Source organism: Intestinibacter sp., assembly GCF_022780145.1.
In the GTDB taxonomy this organism is placed as follows: Bacteria; Bacillota; Clostridia; order Peptostreptococcales; family Peptostreptococcaceae; genus Intestinibacter.
In genome coordinates this window covers 1-15272 of the sequence record NZ_JALEXO010000163.1, presented here as the reverse complement: position 1 = coordinate 15272, position 15272 = coordinate 1, and the positions used below count along the sequence as shown (strand labels likewise).

The following is a 15272-nucleotide window of genomic DNA, read 5'->3' as shown; positions in this document are numbered from 1 at the left end:
GTTTTACTGTGTTTCTTGTTTCTAATACTATTGTTGCAACTTTTATGTTTAACTTCTCCTTTTTCTATTTTAGAAGACTTAGAAAAATAAATCATCTTCTATCATAAATTGATATAAAAGAAGATGACTTTGTATTAATAATTATCAATTGTATATATCAGAAAACTCTAAAATAACTTTATTTATTTTGCGTTCTTTGTCATTTTTAATATTTTCTACATCTTTATTTTCTATAATTTTTCTAGGCAAATTAAATATAATCGAGCTTCCTTTTCCTACCTCGCTTACGGCCTTTATAGTTCCATCTAGCATTTCGACTAAAGATTTTACTATATAAAGACCTATTCCGCTTCCTTCTCGCTCGCTTTTCATCTTTGATCTAACCTGTTCAAATTTGTCAAAAATAGATTCTATTTTATTTTTAGGTATACCAAAACCTTCATCTCTAACCTCCACAGCTACATCATCTTGATTTACCTTTACATTTACAAATATATTTCCCTTCTCTCTATTGAATTTAATTGCATTCGATAGTAAATTCAAGATGATTCTCTCTATGAAATCTGGATCAAAGCTTATGATCTCCTCTTCTTTATTTGTATCAAATATCAAATGCATATCTTTTGATTCTATAAAATGTACTACAGAATAACATATATCTTCTATAAAGCTGATTATATTTGCATTTACTAAATTAATTTGTATACTTCCAGAATCAATCCTTGTTGAATCTATTAAATTATTTATTAACTTTAATAATCTAAACGAATTTTGCTGCATTATATTTATATATTTTGAGAAATAATCTTGATTTTCTTTATCTAAGCTATCTAGTTTTAATTTTAAAACTTGTATTGAACTCAACAATAGATTAATTGGTGTTCTAAGCTCATGTGATACATTTGCAAAAAAGTCCAATCTTATTTTTTCTTTTTCTTCCTCAACATTTACACTCTTTGTTATATCTGTTAAAATACCAATTCTCTTTATAGGGTTACCGCAATCGTCGTATATAGGTAAAAACTTATACCATATCCACTTTTCTTTTCCATTTTTTAATTTAGCCTTTAATTTACCTTCATTTAATTCATCAAATTTATAATCGTCTAATAACCCATTTCTATTTTTTTCATTTTTAAAAAAATCGTTAAATTTATATACATCGTTTGCAAAGGATTCGTATGACTCTTCAAACATAGATTCAAATGCTGGACTCATATAAATTACTTTTTCTTCATCCCTTATAAAAAAGACAGAATCACAATATTTTGTTATTTCTTTAAAATTGCGCTCATTTTCCTTTAAATTGGAATAAAACTTCATTCTATATTTTCCATCAATAGCAATACCTATAGTACCCATCGGTGAGTTATCGCTATCTAGCATAGGCCATATGGTGGTGTCCACGATATTTTCTCCATTTACAGATGAAAATTTCTCTTCAAATGTCTTTATTGTTTTACTTTCCATGACATCTTGTTCATTTTTCGTAAATTCTTCAGCTTCATCCCTCGGCCAAACATCATAGCAATTTGCTCCAATTACATCTATTTTATTAGAAAATCTAGTCGCTTCTAACCATTTTTCATTTACATTGATATAATTTCCATCGACATCTTTCATCCAAAAATAGACGCTATTTGATTTTTCAAGTAAATTAGAAAATTTTAAAATTGCATTTTGCAAGTTAAATTTTAAAATAAATATAAAATAGTCTCCAAAATAATATCCATCTACAGTCAAATTCTTTCCATAGATATTCACAAAAAAATTTACACTTTGAGATTCATTTTCTTCGATATTTTTCATAAAAGTATTTTCATCGATACCTTCTTCATTTTTTTTGAATTTATCGTTAATAAATTGCTTTAAAGCTTTTATATTTATGTTATCTTCTTTTGATACAATTTTTAAAATATCTATCAGCGAATTATTATAATCTAAAATTTCAAAATCAACATATTCACCGATTTTATTTTTGTATCCTTTTAATTTTAAAAACCCATCTTCGCTTTTTTTTAGAATTTGTTCATAAACCCTACTATTCATAGCCCTACCCCTTTTTTTTATGTTTAAAAATCAAAGTATAAATGTGGATATAATCTTCTCTATGATACAAATATATTATATTTCTTATATTAATATATTATATTATATTTTTTTACTTAAAATCCCTCTTTTTTCCTCATTTTATTGTATAAACGAACTAAAATTTGGTAATAATGTTTGGTAAATAATACAAATTTATGAGGTGATTGCATGAATAACGTCAGTTTAATAGGAAGGCTTACTTCTGACCCTGAATTAAAATACGTTGGCAATGATACAGCCCTATGCAGATTTTCTATAGCCGTATCTAGAAATTATAAAAATAAAGACGGCGTTGTACCAACAGATTTTATAAACATAGAAATATGGGGCAGAAGGGCTGAAATCTTCTGTCAATATACTTCTAAAGGTTCTTTAGTCGGTATTGAGGGTTCTCTACGAATTGAAAAATATTTGAACAAAGAAGGAGAAAATAGAACTGAAACTAAAATACACGCAGATAACTTTCATTTTTTAGGAAGCAAAAACAAACCTTCAAAAGACAATAAATTATTTAACGGCGACAACTTATTTGAAAATGTGCTAAATGAAGAAGAAATCTCAGAAGAAGAAATTCCATTTTAAAAATCAAAAAAATCTATGGAATATAAATTTTATACTCCATAGATTTTTATCTATAATATTATTGATTAAAAGTTACTATTTAGATATTTTAAATACTTTATAAGATTTTGAATCTATATCTATATCGAACTTATTGTCTACAGCTTCAATTTTTTCGCCATTATTGACTACTGAATATTTTACAGTAATTTCTTCTATAGAATCTGCTTTTAATGCAAGGCTTACACTTTGATTATTTTCACTTCTATTTAAAACTACTAATATACCTTCATATTCATCGTCGTATCTAGTATATGCAAATACATCGTCATTTCCTGTATATATGAAGTAAGTGTTTCCATAAGTCAATACTTTATTTCTATTTCTGAATTGACTACAATGTCTGTAGAAATCCATTATTTCCATATCTTCGTTTTTCCAAGGATATGTTTTTCTATTTTCTGGATCCTTACCGCCTTCAAGTCCGGCTTCATCTCCGTAGTAGATATATGGAACACCTTCAAAACTCATTTGTGTAAGTATAGCTAATTTTAATAATTCTTTATCAGATTTTAGAGCAGTTTTTACTCTTTCTATATCGTGGCTACTCAATAAATTTAAATTAGATTTAAACGCTTCTTCAGGATAATTTTCCTTTATTGTCATAAAGAAATCGTTTAATTGCCAAGAAGCTATTTCTCCATTTAAGAAAGAAACTAAATTATCTCTAAATGGATATCCTAAAACGCTATCTAGTTGGTCTCCTAATAGATAAGTTCTTCTTTCTGAATAGCTTATTTTATTAGAAGCATCCTCCCAAACTTCGCCTATTAATATAGATTCATCGTCGTTTTTTCTTACTTCCTTCTTTAATTCTTTTACAAATTTAGTAGGAAGCTCGTCTACTACATCTAGTCTCCAGCCTTTAACACCCATCTTCATCCATTTATTTACTACACTATCCTCATCATATATAATGTAGTCCATAAATGAAGGCTCTAATTCATTAGTGTTAGGTAGGGCTTTTATTCCCCACCAAGCTTGGTAGTCATCTTTATCTTCTCCAAAGTTAAACCATGATCTATATGGTGATTCTTCAGATTGATAAGCACCTACGCTATCGTAATTGTTGTATTTATTGAAATAAATACTATCTTCTCCGACATGGCTAAATACTCCATCAAGAACTATAGATATACCTTTTTCTGCTGCCTTATCTATTAATTCTTTAAATGTTTTTTCATCGCCGAACATAGGATCTATTTTTTTGTAATTTCCTGTATCGTATTTGTGGTTACTTGCTGCCTCAAATACTGGACTTAAATATATAATTGTAACACCTAATTTCTTTAGATATCCTAGTTTATTTATTATTCCTTTAAGGTTACCACCGTAGAAATCCCATCTAGCGATGTCTCCATTTTGTTTTTTTATGTACATTGGATCATCATCCCAATTTCCATATAAGAAAGAGTTTTTCTTTATACCATCTACTTTTCCATTTCTGTTTCCATTGTTAAATCTGTCTACAAATACATGATATAAAACACCTTCTTTAAACCAAGATGGGACCTTGTAATCTTCATATACAGTTAATTGGTATTTATTTATATATTTTGAATCATACTCACAGATCATTCCATTATTATGGTCTTTTCCGTAGAATAATGTTTTATCTTCGCCATGTAAATTTAATCTTACTTCAAAGAAGTAATAATAAACTGCAGGCTCTTCTAGAGGAAGAATTTCTGCTGAATATTTTTTTACATTTCCTAAATCCTCACTTAATTGTAATTCTACTTCTCTTACTAATACGGGATTTAGATTTTCATCTTCTTTTTGGATTATTAATTTTATACTGTATATATCAAACTTACTAGCTTCAACATTTATAGTCGCTTTTTCACAAGTCTTTAAAGCCCCAAATGGAGCTTTAAAGTTTGTATCCCATGAATTATATTTTATAACATTCGCCATATTATTTTACACCTTCTTTAAACCAAATATCATTTATATATTCTTCTATAGTTCTGTCACTTGAGAAGAAACCTGAACAGGCTGTATTTTTTAATGACATTTTGTTCCAAAGGTCTCTATTTTTGTAAAGTTCTTGTAGATTATTTTGTGCTTCGACATAATTATCGAAATCTCTAAGTACAAAATATTCATCATTGTGAGTTATTAAAGAGTCGTATATTGCAATTCCTTCTTTACCAAGTCCTGGTATGAAACCATTTACTAAATCATCTACTACTCTCTTGATTTTTCTATTGCTGTGATATATGTCTTTAGAAGAATATCCACCGTATTTATTGTAATCTAAAACTTGTTCAGCCTTTAGACCAAATATAAACATATTTTCTTCGCCGACCTGTTCAGAAATTTCTACATTAGCTCCATCCATAGTAGCCATTGTTATAGCACCATTCATCATAAGTTTCATGTTACCAGTTCCTGATGCTTCTTTAGTAGTTGTAGATATTTGTTCACTTACGTCTGCAGCTGGTATGATTTTTTCAGCGATTGATACACCGTAATTTTCTATAAATACTATCTTGATCATACCTTTAACTCTCTCGTCGTTGTTGATTAAGTCTGCAGCGCTGTTTATAAGCTTGATTATACATTTTGCTAAATAATATCCTGGAGCTGCTTTAGCACCGAAGATAAATGTACGTGGCTCCATTTCAAATTCTGGATTATCTAGTATTTCATGATATAAGTAAAGTATATGAAGTATATTTAATAATTGTCTCTTATATGCATGTAATCTCTTTATTTGAACATCGAATATTGAATTTGGATTAAGCTCTATACCTTGTTTTTCATAAACATAATCTGCAAGCTTAACCTTATTATTGTACTTAATTTGACCTACTTTATCTAGAACTTCTTTATCGTCTAGATATTTTTCTAGATCTTTTAATTTTGCTGTATCCTTTTTCCAATCGTCTCCGATTAATGAAGTTATTAAATCAGAAAGCTCTTTGTTACAGCTCATAAGCCATCTTCTATGAGCTATACCATTTGTCTTATTGTTAAACTTATATGGTTCATCTACATAAAAGTCATGTAGCTCTTCATTTTTAAGTATTTCAGTATGGAGCTTAGCAACACCATTTACACTGTGACTACCTCTTATACATAAGTGAGCCATTCTTACTTGACCATTATATATAATTCTCATACTGTTTACTTTATCTTGATTGTGGTATTTATCTTCTAAATACTCAACATATCTTCTGTCTATTTCTTCTATTATCATATAAATTCTTGGTAATAATTGTTTAACCATATCAACTGGCCATTTTTCTAATGCTTCAGCTAATATTGTATGATTTGTGTAAGACATAACTTTAGTAGTTATATCCCATGCTTCATCCCAAGAAAATCCTTCTTCATCTAAAAGTATTCTCATTAATTCTGGAATACATAAAGTTGGATGAGTATCGTTTATATGTATTGCTACTTTTTTAGGTAAGTCTCTCATGCTTACTTTATTTTTCTTGCATTTTCTTATAATATCTTGTAATCCTGCACTTACAAAGAAATACTCTTGTTTTAATCTAAGCAATCTACCTGCGTAGTTTGTATCATTTGGATATAGAACTTGAGATATTTCTTCAGCGTAGTATTTGTATTTTAATGCATCTTCGTAGCTTCCATTTTGATTTCTTGCATTTTTATTAACTTCTGCAAAATCTCTATTTAAAACTTCACTCTTCCATAATCTAAGTGTGTTTATACATTCATTTTCATATCCTATTATAGGTATATCATAAGGCATTGCCATAACAGGTATATAATTTGTATGAACTACTTCTAGGTTACCGTCTTCTTTTTCTCTTAAATAAGCGTCTCCTTCAAATTTAACTACAACTGCTCTATTAGGTCTTACAGTTTCCCAAGGATATTGACCGTTTTTTAGCCAGTTATCAGGTAGTTCGATTTGACTTCCGTTTACAAATTTTTGTTCAAATAGTCCGTATTTATATCTTATTCCATATCCATGACCACTAATTCCAACTGATGCCATTGAATCTAAAAAGCATGCTGCAAGTCTTCCTAGTCCACCATTTCCAAGACCTGGATCTGGCTCTGTTTCTATTATTTCATTTAAATCGATTCCTAATTCCTTTAGCCCCTGTTCAATTTCCTTTTCAACATCTAAGTTTAATAAATTAGATTGTAATTGTCTTCCTATTAAGAATTCCATTGAAAAATAAAACACTGCTTTTTCTTTATCGATTCTAGTTCCAACCCATTCTTTAGCTATAAAGTCTTTTATAACGCAACATAATACTCTAAAAATTTCATCCTTACTTGCTTCTTCAATAGGTTGGGCATATAGACTGTACATTTTGCTTTTAAACGCTTGTTTAAATTTTTTCTTGCTAATTGTGATCATAAGCCATCTCCCTTACTATTTTAAAATATCCCTTTTTATAATATAAACATAGAGGAAATTATATTTATCTAAAAACTATCGACAAACATAATTTCCATAATATGTTTAAAACCTATATTTTAATAATCTTAAATTAAGCTTTTTTTATAGACTTTTATATATTTTTATATATTCTTTAGCTGATTTACTCCAACTGTCATCAGTGTTCATAGCATTTTCAACTAGTGTATTCCAAGTTTCTTTATCTTCTTGGTATAATTTTATAGCTCTTTGTAATGTAAAGAACATTTCATGAGCGTTGTAATTTGCAAAACTAAATCCATTACCTTCTTTAGTGTATTGGTTATAAGGAATTACTGTATCCTTTAATCCTCCAGTTTCCCTTACTATTGGTAATGTACCATATCTCATAGCTATCATTTGGCCTATTCCACAAGGTTCAAATAAAGAAGGCATTAAGAATATATCACTTGCTGCATAAATTTGTTGAGCTAATGCGCTGTCAAAAGTTATGTTAGCTGACACCTTATTAGGATAGTGTGAATCATAATAGTGGAACATAGATTGATATTGGTTATCTCCAGTTCCTAATACTACTAATTGTAGTTTTTCGTTCACTATTTCAGGCATCATAAAGTCAATTAAATCTAAACCTTTTTGTGAAACTAATCTTGATACAATTCCAACCATAGGAATATCTGGGTCTACATCTAATTTTAAAAGTTTTTGTAATTCAACTTTGTTTTTAACTTTTTTATCTATTGAATTTACATCGTAGTTTGCAAATAAATTCTTGTCTGTTTTTGGATTGTTTATATCGTAGTCTAATCCGTTTAGTATACCAACTAATTTATTTGAATTAGCTCTTATTAATCCATCTAGACCATTTCCATAGAATTCTGTTTTTATTTCTTCAGCATATGATGGACTTACTGTAGAAACTTTATCAGCAAAATTTATACCTGCCTTCATGAAGTTTATATCTCCATGGTATTCTATATCTCCATTGTTGAAATATTTGAAGTCTATATCTAATACATCTCCAAGTATTTCTCTTCCAAATATACCTTGATATTGTAAATTATGTATAGTATACATAGTTTTTATATTTTTGTATTTTGGTAAATGAGCATATTTTTCTTTTAAGAATAATGGTAACATTCCTGTATGCCAGTCACTTATATTGATTACATCAGGGTAGAAACCTAACTTATCAATAGATTTTAATACAGCATTTGTGAAGAATATAAATCTTTCTGCATCATCTCCATGACCATATATACTTTCTGCTCCATCTCTTTTAAAGTAGTATTCGTTGTCTATGAAGTAAAATGTTACTCCATCTAATTCCATTTCTTCTACGCCACAGTATTGGCTTCTCCATGATACATCAACGCTGAATTCACCTACTTTTTTTAGTTGATCTTTTAAATATGTAGGTATAGTTGAATATTTAGGCATAATTACCCTAACATCTACACCTTCTTTTTTTAATGCTTTAGGCAATGCATATGCAACATCACCTAATCCCCCTGTCTTCGCAAAAGGCCAGCATTCTGCTGTTACATAAAGGACCTTCATTCTTTCTACCCCCTTATTTTATGTCTAAACTGTTTGATTTTTTTCAATTACCATTGGGTAATCTTTGTCTCCTTTTAATTCCTTACCTGAAGTTATAGTTACATTTTTGTCTAGTATTACATTTTCTAGTACTACATTTTCACCGATTTTACAGCTTTGCATTATTACACAATTTCTAACAACTGCGCCTTTACCTATTTTTACTTTTCTGAATAAAGTAGAATCTTCAACTGTACCGTTTATTTGACAACCAGTTGCTACAAATGAACCTTTAACTTCAGCATCTTCTCCATATATAGTTGGTGCTTGTGATTTATCTTTAGTGAATATTTTTCTATTTGATCTGAAAACTTCTTTAGATACTTCTTCTGTTAAGAATTCTTTACTAGCTTCATAGTAGCTCTTTAATGAAGTTATGCATTTTAAGTATCCTTCGTATTTATATGCACCTACTTGTATATTGTCTAATTGGTTTATTATATAATCTTCAATGTATGAATAAGTTCCCATGCTAGCTATACTGTATATGCATTCTATAAAATCTGTACGTTTCATTATAAAAGTATCCATGCATATATTTGCACTTGGGAAAGTACTTAAGTTATTTCCTACATTTTTCACTCTTCTGTTTTTATCTATATTTAAAGTGTTGCAATTTTTAAAATCTTTGTTTGCATTGTCAACACGTTTATAAACTACTGTTATATCGTTGTTTGACTCTTTATGGTATTTTAGTAAATCACTGTAATCAATTGTACATATCATATATGATGGTGCTATTATAATATATTCTTCAGGACTTTTTTCTATATAGTCTATGTTAGCTAATATAGTATATATGTCACCTTTTCTATATCCGTAGTTATTATTGTTTTTTGTATTTTCTGGACTTAATACGTATAGCCCACCTTTTTTTCTACTTAAATCCCAGTCTTTACCACTTCCTAAATGGTCAGTTAAAGATCTGTAAGCTTCTCTTGCATATATACCTACATTAGTCATTCCTGAGTTAACCATGTTTGATAAAGTAAAGTCTATTAATCTATATCTACCTGCTATTGGTATAGTAGCTACTGGTCTGTGATCTGATAATACATTTACAGATGGATTTTGTATGTTATCTAAGTTTATTAAGCCCATGCATTCATTTTTCATAATTTTTTCCCCCTATTTACCTATGTTAATATTTACTTATGTTCTACTTAATTATGCTTTTACAGTTTCAAATTCTGATACTACACTTATTTCGCCGTTTTCATCTTTTATTACTGCGTTATCTTCTATAACTGCACCTTCTGCTATCATAGCTTTTTCGATAACTACATTTTTACCTATTTTTACGTTAGGCATTATTACAGAATCTTCTACAACTGATCCTTCTCCTATTTGTACTTTATGAGATAATACTGTATTTTTTACAGTTCCGTAAACTCTACAACCATCGGCAATTAGTGATTTTTTAACTGATGCCTTTGGTCCTATGTATTGTGGTGGCATATCCCCTGTATTTGTGTAGATTCTCCATTGTGGATCATTTAAATCTACTGCCTTTGGATCGTTTATTAAATCCATATTTGCTTCCCATAAGCTTTGTATAGTACCAACGTCTCTCCAGTATCCTTTGAATGGATATGCAAACATTGATTGTCCTTCTTCTAACATAGTTGGTATTACATTGTGTCCGAAATCGTCTAAGCATTCTCCAGTTTCATCTGCTCTTTTGAAGTATGCTCTTAAAGTTTTCCAGTCGAATATGTAAATACCCATAGAGGCTAAATTACTTTTTGGTTCTTTTGGTTTTTCTTCAAATTCATAAATGCTTCCATCTTCATTTGCGTTCATTATTCCAAATCTACTTGCTTCGTCCCATGGAACTTCTATTACTGCTATTGTAGCTTTAGCATTTTTTTCCTTATGGAAGTCTAGCATTTTACTGTAGTCCATCTTGTATATGTGGTCACCAGATAATATTAAAACATATTCTGGGTCATAATCATCTATAAAGTCCATATTTTTTTTGATTGCATTGGCTGTACCATTGAACCAATGACCTTCTTTTTCATTCATATATGGTTGAAGTATTGTTACACCACCGTTAACTCTGTCTAGGTCCCAATGGTCTCCCATTCCTATATGTGAATTTAATAATTGTGGTTTGTATTGAGTTAATACACCAACTGTATCTATTCCTGAGTTAGAACAGTTACTTAACACGAAGTCTATTATTCTATATTTTCCTCCAAATGATACTGCTGGTTTTGCAATTCTTTTTGTGAATACTCCTAGTCTTGAGCCTTGTCCCCCTGCTAAAATCATAGCTAGCATTTCTTTTTTCATATTTATCCCCTTTCATATAGTTTACCTATATTTTTATATTTTAAAGTTATTAATAAATTTATTTAAAATAAAATTATTATCATTTATAATTTTTTATTAAAATTTTCTTTTCACCTAGTTACTTTTTTATATAAATTATAATACATTTTTTTAACTTTGACGGTGTTTTTTATTTCTAGTTGATTTTTTACCTCTTTTTGTTGTCTTTTTACTTTTTTTTGATTTACTTTTTATTATATTTTTATCAGCAGCCTTTTTTTCTTCTTTTTCTATTATTTTTTGTTCTTTTACTGCTTCTATTTTTTCATCTTCAACTACTTTGACCTCTTCATATTCTCTTTTTAATTTTATAAAAGTCGCACCTAGTGGTGGCACCTTTATTCTTATATGATATGGCTTGTTGTGCCAATTTTCATCTTGAGAGAATAATTCAGCATTTTCCATAGTTTGATTTGATCCATAGTATTTTGAATCGTCACTGTTTAAAATTTCTTCATAAACTCCTTGATAAGGAACTCCTACCTTGTAATCGTAATAAACATTTGGAGTGAAATTTAAAACAGCTATTATAAAGTCCTTTGGATCCTTACTCAATCTCATTAAAGTAACAATACTTTGATCCTTATTGTTAGGATCTATGAAATCGAACCCCTTATATGTATTATCTAATTCGTATAGTGATTTTTCATTTTTATATAAATAGTTTAAATCTTTTACATAATCCTTCATCTTAGAATGTTGTTCTCTTTCTAGTAATTGCCATTCTAATCCATAGTCATATCTCCATTCTAAGCCTTGTGCAAATTCAGATCCCATAAATAATAGCTTCTTACCTGGGTGTATCATGTAATAAGCGTATAATAATCTTAAACTTGCAAATCTTTGCCATTCATCACCTGACATCTTATCTACTAAAGATTTTTTACCATGTACAACTTCATCATGTGATAGTGGAAGTATGAAGTTTTCTGAGAAAGCGTACATAAATGAGAATGTTATTAAGTCATGGTGATATTTTCTATAAATAGGATCCATTTCCATGTATTTTAATGTATCATTCATCCATCCCATATTCCATTTATATGAAAATCCTAGTCCACCTCCGTATGTTGGTGATGTTACCATAGGCCATGCAGTAGATTCTTCTGCTACTACAATAGGATTTTTAACATTTGCATAAATAACCTCATTTAATCTTCTTAAAAAGTTTATTCCTTCTATATTTTCTCTTCCACCGTATTGGTTTGGTTCCCAATCCCCTATATCATAGTCAAGATAAAGCATACTGCTTACAGCGTCTACTCTAATTCCATCTATATGATATTCCTTAAACCAATATAAAGCATTTGAAAGTAAGAAACTATTTACTTCTGGTTTTCCTAAATCAAAATGAGCTGTTCCCCATCCTAAGTTTTCTGCTTTTAAAGGATTTGCATATTCGTATTGAGGAGAACCATCAAATCTGTAAAGTCCATGTATATCCTTGCAGAAATGACTATATGCAAAGTCTAGGATAATTCCAAGACCTAATTCATGGGCTTTATCTACAAATGCTTTAAATTCAGTTGGTGTTCCATATCTACTAGTTGTAGCATAATATCCTATTGTTTGGTATCCCCAGCTCATATCTAGCGGATATTCTGTAATAGGCATTAACTCGACATGTGTATATCCCATATCCTTACAGTACTCTAGCATTTCATATAGCTCTTCGTAATTAAAGAAGCCTCCATCCCATTTTCTCTTCCAAGAACCTAGATGAGCTTCGTATATATTCATTGGTTCTTCAAATATAACCTTTTTATTCTTTTCTTCTATGTATTTTTCATCGCTCCAATCAAATTCTTCTAATTCAAAAACCTTTGAAGCTGTTTCAGGTCTTAATTCTGCGTAAGTCCCATATGGGTCTGATTTAAGTCTACTAACTCCATCGCAACCTACCACGTTGTATTTGTAAATATCCCCTTGTGATAAATCTGTTGTGAAAATAGACCAAATACCAGAATTGTATAGATTTTCTAATTTATGAGAACTCCCATCCCAATTATTAAAATCTCCAACTAATTCGACCTCTTTTGCATTAGGAGCCCATACCATAAAAGATATTCCTTCTTCTCCTTTATATTCAGCCTTGTGGTTTCCCATATACTTATAACTGTCTAAAGCATTACCACTTTTAAAGCTGTCTAGATTGTCCCTTTTTATTATATCTAAATAATTAATAAGAATCCCCTCCTCTTAAATATTATTCGTACCTCATCATTCTATATTATATTGTAAACTAAAATTAGGAAATTGTATACAATATTATCTTTAATTATGTAAATTTTTTTAATATTTTTCCAGGAAAATCTTTTCTTTTTAAGGAAAACATTTTCACAACTTTTTTTATTAAATATTTTTTATGTAATTTTCTTTTATTTTTTTTGCGACTCACATAGGAAAATATTTGCCTAAAGATAAACCTAAATAAAAAAACTCCCACTAAATCAACACTATTTTTTAATAGCGTAATTATAGGGGAGCTTGTTTTTATTTTTATTCTTCTTTGAAGTCAATTTCTTCTATATCGGTATCTTTTTCACTATTGTCCTTTGCATCACTTAAGACCTCTTTGATACCCTTAAATGTTCCTAAAAAATTAACTGCTTCTGATGGTAATACAAGCTTAGTAGATTTACCTTGTGCAACTTTTTCAAGTGCTTCCATAGATTTAAGTGCTAGCATGTTGTCATCTATATCTGCTTCCTTCATAGCCTTAAATACTTGTGTGATAACTATTGACTCTCCTTCAGCCTTTGCTTTTGCAACTTCTCTGATAGATTCTGCATCACCTTGAGCTTTTAGGATTCTAGATTGTTTGTCACCTTCTGCTTCTCTTATCATAGCTTCCTTCTTAGCTTCTGCCTTAAGTATAGCTGATTGCTTTTCACCCTCTGCTCTAAGTATTGATGATGCTTTTTCACCTTCTGCTTGAAGTATAGATTCCCTTCTCTCACGTTCTGCACGCATTTGTTTTTCCATCGCGACTTGTATATCGTGAGGAGGCATTATGTTTTTAAGCTCAACTCTGTTTACCTTGATACCCCATTTGTCAGTTGCTTCGTCTAATATAGCTCTCATCTTTGTATTTATAACATCTCTAGATGTAAGTGTAGCATCTAAGTCAAGTTCACCTATAATGTTTCTAAGTGTCGTAGCTGTTAAATTTTCTATAGCTGCATTTGGATTTGCTATTTCAAATACAAATCTAATAGGATCTGTCACTTGGTAGTAAACTACTGTGTCTATTTGCATAGTAACATTATCCTTTGTTATAACTGGTTGAGGTGGAAAATCCTCTACCCTTTCCTTTAAATCGATTCTATAAGATAGAGTATCGATAAATGGAACTAGAAAATGTACACCTGTATCGGCTTTTTTGTGGAATTTTCCCAATCTCATTACAATCCCGACTGTTGATTGTTGAATAACCTTAACACACTTAATACTCATTATAACTACTATTATCAGTAATATTATAATAATTGGCATATAAAACCCTCCTTCATTTACTAAATTGTTATTTGTTTAAATTAGGGCTAGTGACCTCTCTAACTATTAGCTTTACACCCTCAATTTCTATAATTTCTACAACCTTACCCTTTTCAATTTTTAATTCATCCTTAGATATAGCTGTCCATTCTTCTCCATTTAGCTTTACAACGCCTGATTCATAAGGTTCAATATCTTCAATTACCATAGCTTTTTGTGAAATTATTCCTTGCAAATTAGTATTGTATTTTACGTTTTTGTCTTTATCTACTAGATATTTAGTAGCTATAACTAGAAGAGTCACAGATATAGCTGCAAATACTATGACCTGCCATAAAATACTCTCTATAAATATACTAATAAGCATCACCACTAAAGCTCCAATACTAAACCAAATTAAAGTAAGACTTGTTGTCATTAATTCTCCAACACCGAATATAATGGCTACTATAAGCCAAAATGTGCTCATACTGATACTCATACGCATCCCTCATCTCTTTTAATCAATTAAAAATATCTTGCTTTAAATTAAGTTATTTTAATTATATTGTAACATCATATTATATAAAATATAGTTACAAAGTAATATCAAATATTGTATTTTTATATCGTATTATTTTGAAAAAATCTTCATAGTCTTTTGAATATCAGAAATAATGTCTGTCGCATTTACTGTATATAGATTTTCAGCTAGCTTATCTCCTATATATCCATGTATATAAGCAGCACAAACAGTTGCCATAAGTTGGTTTATGCCTTG

The 15272-nt window shown here is 29.6% G+C and carries 10 protein-coding genes; 1 reads left to right on the top strand and 9 read right to left on the bottom strand.

Translation table 11 applies throughout. From position 1 onward, the window contains the following. Positions 1-144: 144 nt before the first annotated feature. Positions 145-2049 (bottom strand): sensor histidine kinase, encoded by a 1905-nt coding sequence (locus MR593_RS06340; RefSeq protein WP_290690979.1) that lies wholly within the window; start codon positions 2047-2049, stop codon positions 145-147. Between the two features lie 210 nt (positions 2050-2259). On the opposite strand from MR593_RS06340, the gene MR593_RS06335 reads away from it, so the two are divergent. After that, a complete protein-coding gene (locus MR593_RS06335; protein ID WP_290690975.1) occupies positions 2260-2673 on the top strand; it encodes a single-stranded DNA-binding protein in 414 nt (137 codons plus the stop codon). A gap of 75 nt (positions 2674-2748) precedes the next feature. Here the strand turns inward: MR593_RS06335 and MR593_RS06330 are convergent, their stop codons facing one another. The 8 genes from MR593_RS06330 to MR593_RS06295 all read right to left on the bottom strand — a co-directional run bounded on the left by MR593_RS06330 (position 2749) and on the right by MR593_RS06295 (position 14993). After that, positions 2749-4629: a glycoside hydrolase family 13 protein gene (locus tag MR593_RS06330; protein WP_290690973.1), complete on the bottom strand. Its 1881-nt coding sequence runs from the start codon at positions 4627-4629 to the stop codon at positions 2749-2751. Between the two features lies 1 nt (position 4630). Then, complete coding sequence (locus MR593_RS06325; protein WP_290690972.1) at positions 4631-7060, bottom strand: glycogen/starch/alpha-glucan phosphorylase; 2430 nt, start codon at positions 7058-7060, stop codon at positions 4631-4633. A 144-nt stretch (positions 7061-7204) separates the two neighbouring features. Then, positions 7205-8641, bottom strand: coding sequence for a glycogen synthase GlgA (gene glgA / locus MR593_RS06320; RefSeq protein WP_290690969.1), 1437 nt, complete (start codon positions 8639-8641; stop codon positions 7205-7207). A gap of 24 nt (positions 8642-8665) precedes the next feature. Further along, positions 8666-9796, bottom strand: a complete 1131-nt coding sequence (glgD, locus tag MR593_RS06315; protein WP_290690967.1) for a glucose-1-phosphate adenylyltransferase subunit GlgD — start codon at positions 9794-9796, stop codon at positions 8666-8668. Positions 9797-9847: 51 nt separating this feature from the next. Beyond that, positions 9848-10978: a glucose-1-phosphate adenylyltransferase gene (locus MR593_RS06310; RefSeq protein ID WP_290690964.1), complete on the bottom strand. Its 1131-nt coding sequence runs from the start codon at positions 10976-10978 to the stop codon at positions 9848-9850. Between the two features lie 150 nt (positions 10979-11128). Next, complete coding sequence (glgB, locus tag MR593_RS06305) at positions 11129-13123, bottom strand: 1,4-alpha-glucan branching protein GlgB (protein ID WP_442908403.1); 1995 nt, start codon at positions 13121-13123, stop codon at positions 11129-11131. Between the two features lie 393 nt (positions 13124-13516). After that, positions 13517-14512, bottom strand: a complete 996-nt coding sequence (locus MR593_RS06300) for an SPFH domain-containing protein (protein ID WP_290690961.1) — start codon at positions 14510-14512, stop codon at positions 13517-13519. 28 nt (positions 14513-14540) lie between these two features. After that, positions 14541-14993, bottom strand: coding sequence for an NfeD family protein (locus MR593_RS06295; protein WP_290690958.1), 453 nt, complete (start codon positions 14991-14993; stop codon positions 14541-14543). Positions 14994-15272: the final 279 nt, after the last annotated feature.